15 protein-coding genes are annotated in these 15,679 nt (G+C 69.5%); 6 read left to right on the top strand and 9 right to left on the bottom strand.

Annotation, left to right across the window (positions count from 1 at the left end):
* Genes ABQ271_RS01510 through ABQ271_RS01500 form a run of 3 tightly spaced genes read right to left on the bottom strand, consistent with a single transcriptional unit; the run spans window position 1 to window position 3,459 of the window.
* The gene (locus tag ABQ271_RS01510; RefSeq protein ID WP_349309804.1) at window positions 1-1,356 is read right to left on the bottom strand and encodes an aldehyde dehydrogenase family protein; all 1,356 of its coding nucleotides are present in this window, start codon (window positions 1,354-1,356) and stop codon (window positions 1-3) included.
* The gene (locus ABQ271_RS01505) at window positions 1,353-2,123 is read right to left on the bottom strand and encodes a gamma-glutamyl-gamma-aminobutyrate hydrolase family protein (RefSeq protein ID WP_349309803.1); all 771 of its coding nucleotides are present in this window, start codon (window positions 2,121-2,123) and stop codon (window positions 1,353-1,355) included. Before ABQ271_RS01505 ends, ABQ271_RS01510 begins: the two co-directional genes overlap by 4 nt.
* Window positions 2,104-3,459, bottom strand: coding sequence for a glutamine synthetase family protein (locus tag ABQ271_RS01500; RefSeq protein WP_349309802.1), 1,356 nt, complete (start codon window positions 3,457-3,459; stop codon window positions 2,104-2,106). Before ABQ271_RS01500 ends, ABQ271_RS01505 begins: the two co-directional genes overlap by 20 nt.
* Before the next feature lie 190 nt (window positions 3,460-3,649).
* Between ABQ271_RS01500 and ABQ271_RS01495 the strand changes: the two genes are divergently transcribed.
* Window positions 3,650-5,194, top strand: coding sequence for an amino acid permease (locus ABQ271_RS01495; protein WP_349309801.1), 1,545 nt, complete (start codon window positions 3,650-3,652; stop codon window positions 5,192-5,194).
* 160 nt (window positions 5,195-5,354) lie between these two features.
* On the opposite strand, the gene ABQ271_RS01490 is transcribed toward ABQ271_RS01495, so the two are convergent.
* Window positions 5,355-5,849, bottom strand: a complete 495-nt coding sequence (locus ABQ271_RS01490) for a GNAT family N-acetyltransferase (protein WP_349309800.1) — start codon at window positions 5,847-5,849, stop codon at window positions 5,355-5,357.
* Window positions 5,850-5,900: 51 nt separating this feature from the next.
* Between ABQ271_RS01490 and ABQ271_RS01485 the strand changes: the two genes are divergently transcribed.
* The gene (locus ABQ271_RS01485) at window positions 5,901-6,329 is read left to right on the top strand and encodes a GNAT family N-acetyltransferase (RefSeq protein ID WP_349309799.1); all 429 of its coding nucleotides are present in this window, start codon (window positions 5,901-5,903) and stop codon (window positions 6,327-6,329) included.
* A gap of 51 nt (window positions 6,330-6,380) precedes the next feature.
* Here the strand turns inward: ABQ271_RS01485 and ABQ271_RS01480 are convergent, their stop codons facing one another.
* A complete protein-coding gene (locus ABQ271_RS01480; RefSeq protein WP_349309798.1) occupies window positions 6,381-8,906 on the bottom strand; it encodes an ATP-dependent Clp protease ATP-binding subunit in 2,526 nt (841 codons plus the stop codon).
* A 225-nt stretch (window positions 8,907-9,131) separates the two neighbouring features.
* On the opposite strand from ABQ271_RS01480, the gene ABQ271_RS01475 reads away from it, so the two are divergent.
* Genes ABQ271_RS01475 through ABQ271_RS01465 form a run of 3 tightly spaced genes read left to right on the top strand, consistent with a single transcriptional unit; the run spans window position 9,132 to window position 10,707 of the window.
* The gene (locus ABQ271_RS01475) at window positions 9,132-9,896 is read left to right on the top strand and encodes a hypothetical protein (protein ID WP_349309797.1); all 765 of its coding nucleotides are present in this window, start codon (window positions 9,132-9,134) and stop codon (window positions 9,894-9,896) included.
* Window positions 9,896-10,480, top strand: coding sequence for a hypothetical protein (locus ABQ271_RS01470; protein WP_349309796.1), 585 nt, complete (start codon window positions 9,896-9,898; stop codon window positions 10,478-10,480). Before ABQ271_RS01475 ends, ABQ271_RS01470 begins: the two co-directional genes overlap by 1 nt.
* Window positions 10,477-10,707 (top strand): helix-turn-helix transcriptional regulator, encoded by a 231-nt coding sequence (locus ABQ271_RS01465; protein ID WP_036310673.1) that lies wholly within the window; start codon window positions 10,477-10,479, stop codon window positions 10,705-10,707. The genes ABQ271_RS01470 and ABQ271_RS01465 overlap by 4 nt, the downstream gene beginning before the upstream one ends.
* Window positions 10,708-10,858: 151 nt before the next feature.
* Here the strand turns inward: ABQ271_RS01465 and ABQ271_RS01460 are convergent, their stop codons facing one another.
* The 4 genes from ABQ271_RS01460 to ABQ271_RS01445 all read right to left on the bottom strand — a co-directional run bounded on the left by ABQ271_RS01460 (window position 10,859) and on the right by ABQ271_RS01445 (window position 14,437).
* Entirely contained in the window at window positions 10,859-11,788 is a 930-nt protein-coding gene (locus ABQ271_RS01460; protein ID WP_349309795.1) for a DUF559 domain-containing protein, read from the bottom strand.
* A gap of 189 nt (window positions 11,789-11,977) precedes the next feature.
* Window positions 11,978-12,670 (bottom strand): hypothetical protein, encoded by a 693-nt coding sequence (locus ABQ271_RS01455; RefSeq protein ID WP_349309794.1) that lies wholly within the window; start codon window positions 12,668-12,670, stop codon window positions 11,978-11,980.
* Between the two features lie 69 nt (window positions 12,671-12,739).
* A complete protein-coding gene (gene cls, locus ABQ271_RS01450) occupies window positions 12,740-14,209 on the bottom strand; it encodes a cardiolipin synthase (RefSeq protein ID WP_349309793.1) in 1,470 nt (489 codons plus the stop codon).
* Between the two features lie 27 nt (window positions 14,210-14,236).
* A complete protein-coding gene (locus ABQ271_RS01445) occupies window positions 14,237-14,437 on the bottom strand; it encodes a hypothetical protein (protein WP_349309792.1) in 201 nt (66 codons plus the stop codon).
* A gap of 131 nt (window positions 14,438-14,568) precedes the next feature.
* On the opposite strand from ABQ271_RS01445, the gene ABQ271_RS01440 reads away from it, so the two are divergent.
* A complete protein-coding gene (locus ABQ271_RS01440; RefSeq protein ID WP_349309791.1) occupies window positions 14,569-15,663 on the top strand; it encodes a DUF4192 family protein in 1,095 nt (364 codons plus the stop codon).
* The last annotated feature ends 16 nt before the right edge of the window (window positions 15,664-15,679 follow it).

Below are 15,679 nucleotides of genomic sequence, written 5' to 3'. Positions count from 1 at the left end.
TCAGGAGGTGGCGTAGAAGACGTTCTTGGTCTGGGTGAAGTGCTCGGCGGCGTCGGGGCCGAGCTCACGCCCGAGTCCCGAGGCTTTCATGCCGCCGAAGGGGGTCGTGTAGCGGACCGACGAGTGCGAGTTGACCGACAGCACACCGCTCTGCACGCCGCGGGACACTCGGATGCCGCGGCCCAGGTCGCGCGTCCAGATCGATCCGGCGAGCCCGTAGACGGTGTCGTTGGCGAGGGCGATCGCGTCGGCCTCGTCGTCGAACGGCAGCACCGCGACAACGGGTCCGAAGACCTCTTCCTTCGCGATGCGGTCGCCGCGGCCTGCGAGCACGACGGTCGGTGCGAACCAGAATCCCTCGCCCTCGGGCGCAGATCCGCGGAACGCGACGTTCGCCCCGTCGACGTACGAGGCGACTCGGTCGCGCTGGCCGGCCGAGATGAGCGGCCCCATCTCGGTGGCCTCGTCGTTCGGGTCGCCCACCCGCCAGCCGGCGACCGCGGGCTCGACGAGTTCGAGGAACCGGTCGAACACCGAGCGCTGCACGAGCAGTCGGCTGCGGGCGCAGCAGTCCTGGCCCGCGTTGTCGAACACCGATCCCGGCACGGCAGCGGCCGCGGCCTGGAGGTCGGCATCGTCGAACACGATGTTGGCGCTCTTGCCGCCGAGCTCCAGTGTCACGGGCTTCAGCTCGCGCGCGCACCCGGCGGCGACCTCGGTGCCGACCCGGGTGGACCCGGTGAACACGACCTTCCGGACGTCAGGATGCGTCACGAACCGCTCACCCACGACCGGTCCGGCACCGGGGATGACGGTGAAGACGCCGTCGGGCAGGCCCGCCTCGAGAGCGAGATCGCCGAGGCGCATCGCCGTGAGCGGGGTGAGCTCGGCGGGCTTCAGCACGACGGCGTTGCCGGCGGCGAGCGCGGGCGCGAAGCCCCACGCCGCGATCGTCATGGGGAAGTTCCACGGCACGATGATCCCGACCACGCCGTACGGGTCGTGGTACGTGACATCGAGCCCGCCGGCGACGGGGATCTGCTGTCCGATCAGGCGTTCCGGTGCACCTGCGTAGTAGTTGAGCACCTGCGCGACGTGCGAGGCCTCCCACCGCGCGGACGAGATCGGATGCCCCGCCTCGAGGACCTCGAGCTGGGCGAGCTCCTCGACGTGGTCCTCGACGACGCGCGCGAAGCGGCGGAGCGCGTCGGCCCGGGCGACGGGAGCGAGCTCAGCCCAGGTGCGCTGCGCACGGACGGCGCGGGCGATCGCGGCATCCGCCTGGTCGATCGAGGCGAGCTCGACGTCACGGAGGGCGGCGCCGGTGGCGGGGTTGAGGACGGTGAAGCCGCTCATGCCGAGACCCCCCGGTGAGAGACGGCGTAGGCGTCGGCGGCGGCGACGAGCCCTAGGAACAGGCGCCGATCGGCGGAGTTCTCCTCGGGGTGCCACTGCACCGCGACGAGGTAGTCGTCCCCCGGTGCCTCGAACGCCTGCACGAGTCCGTCGTCGGTGCGGGCGGTCACGACGAGCCCGTCGCCGAGGCGGTCGACGCCCTGGTGGTGGTAGCTGTGGACGCGGTAGGGGCCGGCGCCGATGAGGCCGGCGAGCGTCGTCTCGGCATCCACCTCGACGGTGTTCTCGGCGAAGACCCCGCCGCCGATCTTGTAGCGGTCGGTGCCGAGCGTGTCGGGGAGGTGCTGGTGCAGGGTGCCGCCGGAGGCGACGTTGATCAGCTGCAGGCCGCGGCAGATGCCGAAGACGGGGATGCCGCGCTCCCGCGCTCCCGCGAGGAGGGCGAGCTCCCACTCGTCGCGGTCCGCGCGGGCGGGGTCGGTGAGCGGATGCCGCGCCGCCCCGTACAGCTCGGGTTGCACGTCGAGCCCACCGGTGAGGATCAGCCCGTCGAGCCCGTCGAGCACCACGGCGGCGGCGGCCTGCGCCGACGGCTGCGGCGGGAGGAGCACGGCGACGCCGCCCGACGCGGTCACGGCGTCGAAGTACTGCTGCGGGAGGAAGCTGGCGCGGACGTCCCAGACGCCCTGCGTCGCCCGCTCGAGGTAGGTGGTGAGTCCGATGACGGGGCGGCGGGCGCCCGCGGGATCAGAGACGTTCGAAGCCACGGATGCGCTCCCAGTCGGTCACGGCGGCGTCGTAGGCGAGGACCTCGACGCGCGCCTGGTGCAGGTAGTGGGCCACGACGTCGTCACCGAACGCCGCTCGGGCGATCTCGGACGCCTCGAAGAGGTCGGCCGCCTCGCGGAGGGTCGTCGGCAGGTGCTCGACGTCGGAGTCGTAGGCGTTGCCGGTCAGCGGCGGCGGCAGCTCGAGCTCGTTCTCGACGCCGTAGAGGCCGCCCGCGATGATCGCGGAGATCGCGAGGTAGGGGTTCACGTCGCCGCCGGGCACACGGTTCTCGACGCGGAGCGACTGTCCGTGGCCGACGACACGCAGCGCGCACGTGCGGTTGTCGACGCCCCACGCGATGCCGGTCGGGGCGAACGAGCCCTTCGCGAAGCGCTTGTACGAGTTGATCGTCGGCGCGTAGAGCAGCGTGAACTCCTTCAGCGTCGCGAGGATGCCGGCGATCCAGTGCTCCATGAGGGGGCTGAAGCCGTGCTCGCGGTCGCCCGCCATGACGGGTGTGCCGTCGTCGCTTCGGACGGAGAGGTGGATGTGGCAGCTGTTGCCCTCGCGCTGGTCGAACTTCGCCATGAAGGTCAGCGACTTGCCGTGGGCGTCGGCGATCTCCTTCGCCCCGTTCTTGTAGATCGTGTGCTGGTCGGCGGTCTCGAGGACCTCCGCGAATCGGAACGCGATCTCCTGCTGGCCGTCGTGGCACTCGCCCTTGACGCCCTCGCAGTAGAGACCGGCCCCCTCCATGCCGCGGCGGATGTCGCGCAGCAACGGCTCGAGTCGGGTGGTGGCGAGCAGGTTGTAGTCGACGTTGTAGTCGGTGGATGCCTGCAGTCCCACGTATCCCTTGGCCCAGGCATCCCGGAACGAGTCGTCGAAGACGATGAACTCGAGCTCGGTGCCCGAGTAGGCGACGAGGCCGCGGTCGGCGAGACGCTGACGCTGCGCGTTCAGGATGCCGCGGGGCGACTGCGCGACCGGGTCGCCGCTCGTGTAGTCGAGCTCGGCCATGACGAGCGCGGTGGCCGGTTGCCACGGGATGCGGCGGAGCGTCGCCATGTCGGGGCGGAGGACGAGGTCGCCGTAGCCCTTGTCCCAGCCCGACATCGCGTACCCGTCGATCGTGTTCACGTCGACGTCGACCGAGAGGAGGTAGTCGCAGACCTCGGCGCCGTGGCCGGCGACCTCGTCGAGCCAGAACCGGGCCGACACGCGCTTGCCGACGAGGCGTCCCTGGGCGTCGGGGAACGCGACGATCACCGTGTCGATCTCGTCGGCTGCGATCGCATCGGCGAGCTCATTCACCGTCAGATTGCCGGGCATCGGTCGTCCTTCCGTCGTGCGCCGAAGCGGGATTCGGCGCGTTCGTCGTGTGGTCGTCGTGGGTCTGTAACGAGAACGCTACATGCCAAAGGTAGACATGGCATACCAATAGACGCCACACTCGTCCGCAAGGCGTGAGCCAGCGCGCCGACCCGACGGCGCGCTCCGCGCCGACCAGCCAGGAGGTCTCATGACGAATCCGAGCACCACTTCGAAGGGCGCCGGCGGCGTCCGTTACGCCCGCGCCGAGGAGGGCTACTTCGAGAAACGCACTCTGAAGAGATCGGCCGGAGTCTGGGGGCTCTGGGGCCTCGCCGTCGCCGCCGTCATCTCGGGCGACTTCTCGGGCTGGAACTTCGGCATCGAGTTCGCCGGCTTCGGCGGCATGCTGATCGCCTTCGCGGTGCTCGTGCTCATGTATTACGGCCTCACCTTCTCGATCGGCGAGATGGCCGCCGCCATGCCGCACACCGGCGGCGCGTACTCGTTCTCGCGTTCCGCGATGGGGCCGTGGGGAGGACTCGCGACCGGCCTCGCCGAGACGATCGAGTACGTCGCGACGACGGCGGTGGTGGTCTACTTCTCGGGCTCGTACGCCGACAAGGCACTGAACCTGCTCACCGGTGTGAGCCTGCCGCCATGGCTGTGGTGGGTCATCCTCTACGCCCTCTTCATCGGCCTCAACGCCGCCGGTGCGGCCGTCTCGTTCGCCTTCGCGATCGTCGTCTCGATCATCTCGATCGGCATCATCGTCGTCTTCGGCGTCATGGCGCTCGCCCGGGGCGCATTCAACTGGGATTCGCTCTGGAACATCCCCGCCGACCCGGCGGCGTTCGGAGCGTCGACATTCCTGCCGCACGGCATCGGCGCCGTCCTCCTCGCGCTCCCCTTCGCGATGTGGTTCTTCCTCGGCATCGAGGAACTCCCGCTGGCGGCCGAGGAATCGCACAACCCGGCTCGCGACATCCCGCGCGCAGGGCTGTGGGCGCGCGGCACGCTGATCGTGACGGGACTCATCGTGCTGTTCCTGAACACCGGAGTGCTCGGCGCGGAGGCGACCGGCCCCTCGACGGAGCCGCTGCTCGAGGGCTTCCAGGCGTTCCTCCCCGACCAGGCTGCCGCGATCCTGTCGCTGCTCGCCCTCATCGGACTGTTCGCCTCACTGATGGGCATCATGTTCGCCTACGGGCGCAACATGTACTCGCTGTCGCGCGCGGGCTACTACCCGCGCTGGCTCTCGCTCACGGGCAAGGCGCAGACCCCCTGGGTCGCACTCGTGTTCGGCGCCGTCCTCGGCTTCATCGCCCTCGTCATCCTCCAGGCCGCGGGTGGCGACACCAGCCCGGCCGGTGCCATCGTGCTGAACATCGCGGTGTGGGGCGCTGTCGTCGCCTACTTCCTGCAGATGGTGTCGTTCATCATCCTGCGCAAGAAGTTCCCGAACGCGAACCGCCCATACAAGAGCCCGTGGGGCCTGTTCGGTGCCTACTCGGCCGGGATCATCGCCGCGATCGTCTTCGTCGGCCTGCTCTTCAACGAGGCATTCCTGCTCGCGATCATCGCGATCATCATCGTGTACGTCGTGATCTTCATCGGCTTCGCGGTGTACGGCCGCACTCGCCTCATCCTCTCGCCCGAGGAGGAGTACGCGCTCTCCGGCGGCCTGCACGGCGACCCGCAGCGCGAGGGGTACGACGCCATGGAGGGCCAGGTCTTCGGCGACCCGCGCCCCTGAAAGCCCGGACGGGCCGGGTGCAGCTGAACGCGCACCCGGTCCGTTCGCACGTGCGTCGCCGTGCGCGGATGCAATGGATCGCGGGCGACACGCCGATAAGCCGCCTCCGGATGCCGGGTGTCGCCCGGCATCCGTTGCAACGCGCTACGCCTGACTCGGCTCAGAGCGGCAGCCGCAAGCAGACGAGCCGCTCGCGCAACTCCCACGACGGAGCCGGCTCGAAGCCCTGACGCCGGTAGAGAGCGAGCGCGCCGGTGCGCCAGTCCCACACCGACAATCGGAGCCCTGTCGCCCCGACGGCGCGGGCGCGGGATGCGGCATCCGTCAGCAACGCAGACCCGGCACCGGAGCGTCGCCCCGACGGCCCGACCCAGAGCCGCTTGAGCTCGGCATCCGGCCCCGAGCGGTGCAGCACCGCCATCCCGATGAGCTCGGCGCCACGCTCGACGAGCAGGACCTCGGCCCCGGCGAACGCCGATGCGGGATCGCGGGCCTCGGCCGCGTATCGCTCCGGCAGCGGACCAGGTTCGGTGAGCCCGTGCTCCGCCTTCTCGGCCTCGGTCTGCGCGTGGTAGTCCGCGAGCATCGCGGCGACCGCACCTCGGTCTCGCTCGAATCGGGCCACGCGGACGAAGAGGGATGCGGCGACGGTCACCCCTCCATCCTCACCCGTGCGCGGGCCGGGCCATCGCGGTTGAATGGACGGATGCGCTGGACCACCCGCCCCTCGACGCCCGCCGACGCCACCTGGATCGCGGAGCTCCGCGCGGTCGTCATGCGCCCAGACCTCGAGCGCCTCGGTGTCTTCAGCCCCGAGCGGGTGCGGCAGCGGTTCCTCGACGCGTTCGACCCCGCGCTCACCCGCGTCATCGTCGTCGATGGAACGGATGCCGGTTCGATCGCCATCCGCCCCGCTGCGGACGGCACCTGGATCGAGCACTTCTACCTCGACGAACGCGTGCAGGGCGAAGGCATCGGCACGCAGGTGTTGACCGCGATACTGACCGAGGACCAGCCCCTCCCCTGGCGCATCAACGTCCTACAGCAGAGCCCGGCCCGCCGCCTCTATGAGCGGCACGGCTTCGTCGTCGACAGCGAGGACGAAGTCGACGTCTTCTTGGTGCGCCACGCCTGAACGACGAAGGGCCGGATGCCTCTCGGCATCCGGCCCTGTTCGTCGTGTCGCTTACGACCCGGCGATGATGTCCGGGCTCGCAGTGATCTCACCTGCGGCGCCGACACCGACCGGCTCGCGGCCTTCCTGGCGCATCGTCTCGAAGACGAAGCTGTTGTTTTCGAGGTCGACCTTCACGTGGTCGCCCGAGTTCAGCTCGCCGCGGAGGATGCGCTCGGAGAGCTGGTCCTCGATCTCGCGCTGCATGGCGCGGCGCAGCGGCCGGGCACCCAGCGTCGGGTCGAAACCGATCTCGATGAGGCGGTCCTTGGCGGCATCCGACAGCTCCACCGTCATGTCACGGTCGAGCAGGCGCTCGCTGAGGCGCTTGGTGAAGAGCGTCACGATCTGGCGCAGTTCGGCCTTGTTCAGCTGCGGGAAGACGATGACGTCGTCGACGCGGTTGAGGAACTCGGGCTTGAAGTGACGCTTCAGCTCCTCGTCGACCTTGCCCTTCATCCGGTCGTAGGTCGTCTGCGAGTTGCCCTCGACCTGGAAGCCGACCGGGCCACCGGCGATCGCCGACGAGCCGAGGTTCGTCGTCATGATGATCACGGTGTTCTTGAAGTCGACCACGCGGCCCTGACCATCGGTCAGTCGACCCTCTTCGAGGATCTGCAGCAGCGAGTTGAAGATGTCGGGGTGAGCCTTCTCGATCTCGTCGAAGAGGACCACGGAGAACGGCTTGCGGCGCACCTTCTCGGTGAGCTGGCCGCCCTCCTCGAAGCCGACGAACCCGGGAGGGGCACCAAAGAGCCGCGAGACCGTGTGCTTCTCGCCGTACTCCGACATGTCGAGGGAGATCAGCGCGCCCTCGTCGTCGAAGAGGAACTCGGCGAGCGCCTTGGCCAGCTCGGTCTTTCCGACACCCGTTGGGCCGGCGAAGATGAACGAGCCCGACGGACGGTTCGGGTCCTTGAGACCCGCACGCTGGCGGCGGATCGTGCGGGAGAGAGCCGCGATGGCCTCCTCCTGACCGATGACGCGCTGGTGCAGGGCCTTCTCCATGAAGACGAGACGGCTGGTCTCCTCCTCCGTGAGCTTGAAGACCGGGATGCCGGTGGCCTGGGCGAGGACCTCGGCGATCAGGCCCTCGTCGACGACCGCGTGGGTCGCGACGTCGCCTGAGCGCCACTGCTTCTCGAGGCGGAGACGCTCGGCCAGGAGCGACTTCTCCTCGTCACGCAGGGATGCGGCCTTCTCGAAGTCCTGCTCCTCGCTGGCGGCTTCCTTGTCCTCGCGGACCTTGGCGATCTTCTCGTCGAACTCACGCAGCTCGGGCGGGCTGGACAGGATCGACAGACGCAGGCGAGCGCCGGCCTCGTCGATCAGGTCGATGGCCTTGTCGGGCAGGAAGCGGTCGGAGACGTACCGGTCGGAGAGGTTCGCCGCGGCCACGATGGCGCCGTCGGTGATCTGCACCTTGTGGTGCGCCTCGTAGCGGTCGCGCAGACCCTTCAGGATGTTGATCGCGTGGGGCAGGCTCGGCTCCGCCACCTGGATCGGCTGGAAGCGGCGCTCCAGCGCGGCATCCTTCTCGAAGTGCTTCCGGTACTCGTCGAGCGTCGTCGCACCGATCGTCTGCAGTTCGCCTCGGGCGAGCAGCGGCTTCAGGATGCTGGCCGCGTCGATCGCGCCCTCGGCGGCACCCGCACCCACGAGGGTGTGGATCTCGTCGATGAAGACGATGATGTCGCCGCGCGTGCGGATCTCCTTGGTGACTTTCTTCAGGCGCTCTTCGAAGTCACCGCGGTAGCGGGACCCGGCGATCAGCGAGCCGAGGTCGAGCGAGTAGACCTGCTTGTCCTTGAGCGTCTCGGGCACCTCGCCCTTGACGATCGCCTGAGCGAGACCCTCGACGACGGCGGTCTTGCCGACGCCGGGCTCACCGATGAGGACCGGGTTGTTCTTGGAGCGGCGCGAGAGGATCTGCATCACGCGCTCGATCTCCTTCTCGCGCCCGATGACGGGGTCGAGCTTGTTGTCGCGCGCGGCCTGCGTCAGGTTGCGGCCGAACTGGTCGAGGACGGCAGAGCCACCCTGGGCCGTGGCCTGAGCCTGCTCGCCGGCGCCGGATGCGACGCCCGCGGGCTCCTTGCCCTGGTAGCCGCTGAGCAGCTGGATGACCTGCTGGCGCACCTTGTTCAGGTCGGCGCCGAGCTTGACGAGCACCTGCGCGGCGACACCCTCACCCTCGCGGATGAGCCCGAGCAGGATGTGCTCGGTGCCGATGTAGTTGTGGCCCAGCTGCAGCGCTTCGCGCAGTGACAGCTCGAGCACCTTCTTGGCGCGCGGCGTGAACGGGATGTGACCCGTCGGCTGCTGCTGCCCCTGTCCGATGATGTCCTGGACCTGCTCGCGCACGGCGTCGAGCGAGATGCCGAGGCTCTCGAGGGCCTTGGCGGCGACGCCTTCACCCTCGTGGATCAGGCCGAGGAGAATGTGCTCCGTGCCGATGTAATTGTGGTTCAGCATCTTCGCCTCTTCTTGGGCGAGCACCACCACACGACGTGCACGGTCTGTGAATCTCTCGAACATCGTCTCCACCTCCACTCGACGCACTGGCGGCGTCTTACGTAGAGGCTAACCAGGGGCGGATGCCGGTATGCCCGTGTTCGCCGTGGGCATACCGGATCTGGGGCTTGTGGTCGCGGCATCCGCCGGCATAGCGTTTGTCGATAACAACGAATGTCGTTATGGGGGTTGGGATGTTCACGGGAACCGATACAGCGAGCGAGCGCGACACTGAAGGGCTGGTGTGACGTGGCGCGGTGGATGGTGATCGTCGGGGCGGTTCTCGTCGTCCTGCTGATCGTGGGGACGATCCTCGCGTTCGCCCTCGCGATGGCGAGGAAGCAGTGGGCGGGACAGGATCCGACGACTCTCGTTCGCGTCACGCGCGTCGTCGCGATCATCTGGACCGGAGTGGCCGTCGTCGGAGCGGCGGTCGCATTGTTGACCGCCCTCCTCGCCCCCGGCGTCGCCATCACGATGCCCATCCGTGAGTTCTGGCCGCAACTGCCCGACACTGTGGCCCTTGATGTAGGCACAGCTCGACGAGTGTCGGGAGGTTTCACCGAGGTGACCCTGACGGTCGAGGGCCTCGACGCCACCGCACGAGTGCTGTGGGCATTCAGCCAGGCGATCACCTGGGTCGTCCCCGGCTTCGTAGCCCTCTTCGTCGCGGTCACCTGTTCGCGCCTCCTCTCGGGGGCGGCCTTCACTCCGGTCGTGGCGAAGATGGCGATCACGACCGGCGCGGTCATCGCGCTGGGTGGCGTCGCGGCGCAGGTTATGGGGGACATCGCCGGCAGCATCGCCTCGACGCAACTCTTCGGCGCGAAGGGCGGCGGGTGGGAAGGCGACTTCCCCGGGATCGACAACGTGTTCGACGCCTGGCTGCCCTCTGCGACCCTGCAGATCTCCTTCCCGTTCTGGCCTATCGCCGTCGGCCTGGCTTTCGCGGTGCTGGCGGCGGTCCTGCGCCACGGCTCGCGCCTGCAGCGCGACGTGAAGGGACTCGTCTGATGGTCGCCGCGACCCGCACTTCCGGCGCCCTCGACCTCGTCGTCTACGGCGTCGCCGCGGCGCTGACCGCGCTGATCGTCGCTGCCTTCCGGATCGCCGAGATCCTGAGCCCGGACGGCCCCACAGTCACGATCGGAGGGGAAGCGGCATCCGCGTCACTCGGGCTGTCGGCGACCGCGACGGTGGATTCCGTCGCGGTTCGGGCGCCGGACCTCGGCGCCGGGGGTCGGGCGTGGATGATCGCTGCCGTCCTCATCGCGACGATGGCGACGATCATCGTCGCGGCGGCCCTGATGCGCGTCGCGATGGCCGTGCGCAGCGGACGCGTCTTCGCCGGCGGCGCAACGCGAGCGCTCACCCTCATCGCCGGGACGATCACGGCCGCCGTGTTCACGTGGCCGATCGTCGACGGCATGGGCCGTCAGCACGCGATGCAGTCCCTCGGCATCCCGTTCGAGACCCTGTCGATGCTCGACCTGCTCCCCCTGCTGCCGCCGCTGCTCGCCGCGATCGCCGCCGCCCTCCTCGCGGGCGCGTTCGCGCACGCCGAGCGCCTGCAGCGCGACACCGAGGGGCTCGTGTGAGTCCCGCCGAGGAGGACGAGCTCACCGGCATCCACTGTCGGCTCGATGAGCTGCTCGCGGCGCGGGGGATGACGCTGACGCGCCTCTCCGAGATCGTCGGTGTCTCGGTCGTGAACCTGTCGATCCTCAAGAACGATCGCGCCCGGGCGATCCGGTACTCGACCCTGTCCGCGATCTGCCGCGCCCTGGACTGCGAGGTCGGCGAGCTGCTGGTGCGCGCGGACTGAGCCGGGGCGTTCGGTTCCGGGGACGCGATGTGTCGCCTCGCACGGACGGAAACGGCAAGTTGCGTCCCTGGAACGGCAGGCGCCCGCGCTCCGGGGACGCGTCGTGTCGCCTCGCGTGCACGCAAGCGACATCTTGCGTCCCCGGAACGGATCACCGCGCGAGTGCCCGACGCACGCGCGCGACGATGCCCTCGGCATCCCGGAACAGGTGCTCCTTGGTGACCCGGATGACCACCCACCCGGCCGCGGCGAGCGCCTCGTGGCGGTCGATGTCTCGCGACCACTGGCGCGCGTCCACCGCGTGATGACCGCCCTCGTACTCGAGGGCGACGCGCTCGCGCGGGTAGGCGAGGTCGACGCAGGCGATCGCGCGCCCAGCGACGACGACGTGCCAGTTGAGCTCGGGCTCCGGCAGGCCGCCGTCGATCAGCGCGAGGCGGCACCACGTTTCGGGGCGGGATGCCGACCGTTCCCGCACGAGCGGAAGCGCCTCACGGAGTCGACTCGCCCCCTGCCGGCGCCCCGCGCGGACAGTCGCCGCGAGCTCGTCCACCGTCGCGAGCGCGGGCGGATCGCCGCGGAACATCGGCACCCGGACGATCGCATCACCCACGGCGACGAGGTCGCGGATGTCGGGGAACGCCGCCCCGAGCGCAGCCCAGGTGCACGTCGGGCTCAGCAGCCGCACGCCGAGATCCGGGTGGACGCGCACCTCGGTTGCGCGGTGCACGAGGCGGTGGCCGCGGACTCCCCGGCTGCGCGGCGTGCGGTCCGGGGCGAGGACGCCGATGTCGGGTGACGTTCCGTCGAGAGCCGCGGCGGGCACGGGCAGACCCCAGAGCGCCGCGGCGGTGAGGTGGCTGAAGAACTGCGGGGCCGGCATCCGCGCGGCGTACGCCAGCGCAAGACGAACGTGCGCGGACGCGGCGTCGGGCGATGCGGCTTCGGGGCGAACACGCACCCCGCGGAACGGTCGGTCGAGGTCGCGCGAACGCAGCCGGCGCGGCGAGACTCCGGCATCCGTCGCGGCCGTCACGGAGAAGACGGGTCCGAGCGACATCGGCAGTGGTCGTGATCGCACGCGACGACGATCGACCGCCGCGAGCGCGCAGCATCGCAGCCGGGCGACACTGGGGATGAGTCGAACGCGCGCATCCGTGGGGAGAGGATGCCGCGCATCGCGCTCCGGGGACGCGAACTGACGTGACGGACCGTCGGAAGCGGCAATTCGCGTCCCTGGAACGAGCGGCGCCCGCGCTCCGAACAACCGTCAGCGGATCGGGACTGCGCCCTCCGCGTCCAGCACGCCGAAGCTCAGCGTCGCGTCGCGGTTCACGTCGGCGCCCGGATCGAGCTGCACGATCGTCAGCTGTGGTGCCATGTCCGCAGTGCACATCTGATCGGCATCCGGGACGGCGAAGCGGACGACGACGGATGCCGGTGACTCCGACCGCGTGTCCTCGACGACCGGCGGGCACGTCGACGATCCCCACGTGCGGAGCGCGATCGTGCGGTCTCCGACCCACGCGGCGGAGGGTCTGAACTCCTCGATCGGCCCGCCCGCGTAAGCGTCGAGATCGACCTCGGCGGTCGCGTCCCCGAGCGACACCCGAACTCGCGCGCCGTCGACCGGTTCGACGCCTCGCGGCGTCCCGATCTCGAGCGGCCGGGCCACGAGGTCGTCGGTGCACGGACCCGGCTCGGGCTCCCGCAGCGACACCACCAGCATCCCGTCCGTGACCGCCACCTTCCCCACCGTGGGATCGCACGACGAACTCCCCCACGTCACGAGCGCAATCGTTTTGCCGCCGTCGAGCCAGCCCGCACCGACCTGCCACGCCGGCGCGGCGTCGGCGACGCCCGGGTCCGGCGACGCCCCGCTCACGGCAGGCGTCGCACACGCCGTGAGAAGACCGGCCGCCAGAATCGACCCGGCGAGTGCGGCGAAGAGTCGGGTGCGCATGAGGTTTCCCTTCCAGACAGCGGATGCCGCGGCATCCACTCTCTGAGTGTCACCAGTCTGCGGGGCGTCTCACTGCAGCGCGGAGGTCAGCCGGGCGAGGTTGTCGAGGATGACCGAGCGGATGGGGCGCTTGTCCCATTCCTCGATCGTCAGTTCGCGGGACATGCCGCGGTACTGGTCTTCGACGTTGCGGAGCTGATCGACGAACTCGCTGCCGCGGACGAGCATCGTCACCTCGAGGTTGAGACCGAACGAGCGCATGTCCATGTTGCTCGACCCGACGACGGCGACCTCGTCGTCGATCGACATCGACTTCGAATGCAGGATGTAGGGCCGCTTGTACATCCAGATCTTCACCCCCGTCGCAAGGAGCTGCTCGTAGTAGCTGCGCTGCGCGTGGTAGACCATCGCCTGGTCGCCCTCTTCGGAGACGAACAGCTCGACCTCGACGCCGCGATGGCACGCGGTCTGGATCGCGAGCAGCAGTCCCTCGTCTGGGACGAAGTACGGGCTGACCATGACGATCTTCTTCTTCGCACCGAAGATGAGACTCAGGAACAGCTTCAGGTTGTTCTCGTATTCGAAGCCCGGGCCGCTCGGGACGATCTGACAGTCGAGGTCGCCGGTCCCGGCATCCGTCAAGAAATCGGATTCGACGGCGAACACCTCGCCCGTCTCGCCGTACCAGTCCGAGACGAAGACGGCCGACAGGGATGCCACGACCGGCCCGTCGACGCGCACCATCAGGTCCACCCACTGCAGGCCACGGCGCAGATTCGCCTTCAGGTTGTAGCTGCGGTCCGTCACGTTCTGCGAGCCGATGAAACCGACGGCACCGTCGATGACGACGAGTTTGCGGTGGTTGCGGAGGTCGGGCCGCTGGTACTTGCCCTTCAGCGGCTGCACGGGCAGCATGAGCCGCCAGTGCGCGCCCATCCGCTCGAGGCGCGAGATCGTCGCCCGGTAGTTCGGCTTCCAGCGGTTCGCCCAGTGATCGAGCAGAACGCGGACGATCACGCCACGCGCCGTCGCACGCTCGAGCGCAGAGAAGAACTCGTCCGTCGCGCCGTCGGACTGCAGGATGTAGAACTCGACGTGCACGTAGCGGGTGGCCCGGTCGATCTCGGCCGCCATCGTGTCGAGGCTGCCCTGATAGTCGGAGATGATCTGAGCGCCGTTGTCGCCGGCGATGGGGAGGGCGCCGAGCGTGCGGTTGAGCCCGACGAGCTGCGTGAACCAATCAGGGGCATCGGGGCGCAGCGTGCCGAAGTCGAGCCCTTCGCTCGCCTGCCGGAAGGCGTCGTTGATCGACTCCTGCTCCTTCCGACGCTTGCGCGGCAGCCGCGGATTGCCGATGAGGAGGAAGAGCAGGATGCCGATGACCGGGATGAAGTAGATGGCGAGGAGCCACGCCATCGCCGCCGTCGGGCGACGGTTGCGCGGGATGATGAACACCGCGATGATGCGCACCGAGATGTCGAACATCAGGATGAGGACGATCCACCACGTCCACGTCCAGTCGACGCTGATGCTGATCACGAGGCCCCCAGAGAGTGTGGGCTCAGCCTATCGTTTGGCGGATCGACCGGCGGTTTCGTCGCGAGGGGGAAGACCGCGCTTGAGCCGTTCCTCGGCTTCGACCCGGGCATAGAGCTTGCGCTCGGTGCGGTCCATGCGGAGGATGCTGCGGATCACGAAGGCGAACAGGCCGGCAACCACGATCGTGGGAATCAGTCCCCACACGATCGCACCCCAGATGTCACCCATACCCCCATCGTAATCTCCCCCTGCCCTCCCGCAGACCGGAGCGTTCTGCACCAGGGCGGCCTCCGCGTGGGCTGTCCCCAGAAGCCTCGACTGCCGGGCCGAGCGCTCGAGTGCGGCGCAAACGTGGGGCCATGTCCACGATCGTCACCGCCGCGGATTCCGCGCACTTCCTCGCCCTTGTCCCCCGCCTCCTCGGCTTCACCCCGACCGAGAGCCTCGTCGTCGTACCGATGACGCGGGGACGAAGTCTCGGCGCCCTGCGCGTCGACCTCCCGCCTGCCGGCGTGCCGCTCGACTCCGTCGCCGCGACCGTGGTCGGCATGGTCTGCCGCGTCTCGGATGCCGACGGTTTCGCAGCTGTCGTCTACACCGCGGCATCCGCACATCGGGAGCTGCCGGGAGCAGCGCTCGCGAACGCACTCGAACGGTCGGCGGGCGCGTGCGGCCTCGACATCGTCGACGTGCTGACGGTGGCCGGCACCGGATGGGGCTCGCACTACGACGACCGGGTGCCGTCGGGCGGTCGCCCCCTCGCGGCGCTCGAAAGATACCTGCCGCCCGTCGACGGCGACCAGCACGGCGGCGCGGCGCTCCCCGCCGTGGAGCCGGCGGCCGTGACGAGCGTCGGCACGGCGCTCCTGTCGCTCGAAGCCGCCCTGGCGGTGCTGTGCGGCATCCCCGCCGTCGATGGTTCACCCCTCCCGCTCGATCCGGCCGCCCTCGAAGCCGGCTGCGCGCTCGACGATCTGCCCGGACTCTACGAGGACTGCCTCGAATGGGATGCCGCCGCCCTCGACCCGATGCAGGCGGCAGTGCTCGGCTGGTGCCTCGCCCGCCCGTCCCTGCGCGACGTCGGCATCGTGCAATGGGCGAGCGACCGCGCCGGCGGCGACACGGCGCTCGATGCGCAGCGCCGCTGGGAGGCGGGCGAGGAGTACCCCGCCGACCTCGCCTCGGTGATGTGGGGAGAGAGCGAGCGGCCGGATCCGCGACGACTCGACACCGCGCTGGAGCTGGTGCGGTGCGTCGCGGCGCAGATTCCCGAGGCCCACCGGGCCGGGGCCCTCGCGACCGCCGCCTGGCTCGCGTGGTCGCTGGGACGGTCGACCCACGCCGACCGTTACGCGGCGGCGGCGCTCCGCATCGAGCCCGAGCACGGCCTCGCGGAGATCGTACGGTCGTTCGTCGCGCACGCCCACCTGCCCGACTGGGCGTTCCGACGGTGACCGGGCCGCGGCATCC

The organism is Microbacterium sp. MM2322 (assembly GCF_964186585.1).
In the GTDB taxonomy this organism is placed as follows: Bacteria; Actinomycetota; Actinomycetes; order Actinomycetales; family Microbacteriaceae; genus Microbacterium.
The sequence above is the reverse complement of the archived record's forward strand: the minus strand, read 5'-3'. Positions and strand labels throughout refer to the sequence as shown.

What these genes read in the sequence shown, in the direction of transcription:
- ABQ271_RS01485 (WP_349309799.1), top strand. Translation starts at nt 5,901, where the DNA reads ATGCGCTGGACCACCCGCCCCTCGACGCCCGCCGACGCCACCTGGATC.
- ABQ271_RS01495 (WP_349309801.1), top strand. Translation starts at nt 3,650, where the DNA reads ATGACGAATCCGAGCACCACTTCGAAGGGCGCCGGCGGCGTCCGTTAC.
- ABQ271_RS01500 (WP_349309802.1), bottom strand. Translation starts at nt 3,459, where the DNA reads ATGCCCGGCAATCTGACGGTGAATGAGCTCGCCGATGCGATCGCAGCC.
- ABQ271_RS01510 (WP_349309804.1), bottom strand. Translation starts at nt 1,356, where the DNA reads ATGAGCGGCTTCACCGTCCTCAACCCCGCCACCGGCGCCGCCCTCCGT.
- ABQ271_RS01440 (WP_349309791.1), top strand. Translation starts at nt 14,569, where the DNA reads ATGTCCACGATCGTCACCGCCGCGGATTCCGCGCACTTCCTCGCCCTT.
- ABQ271_RS01480 (WP_349309798.1), bottom strand. Translation starts at nt 8,906, where the DNA reads ATGTTCGAGAGATTCACAGACCGTGCACGTCGTGTGGTGGTGCTCGCC.
- ABQ271_RS01445 (WP_349309792.1), bottom strand. Translation starts at nt 14,437, where the DNA reads ATGGGTGACATCTGGGGTGCGATCGTGTGGGGACTGATTCCCACGATC.
- ABQ271_RS01470 (WP_349309796.1), top strand. Translation starts at nt 9,896, where the DNA reads ATGGTCGCCGCGACCCGCACTTCCGGCGCCCTCGACCTCGTCGTCTAC.
- ABQ271_RS01455 (WP_349309794.1), bottom strand. Translation starts at nt 12,670, where the DNA reads ATGCGCACCCGACTCTTCGCCGCACTCGCCGGGTCGATTCTGGCGGCC.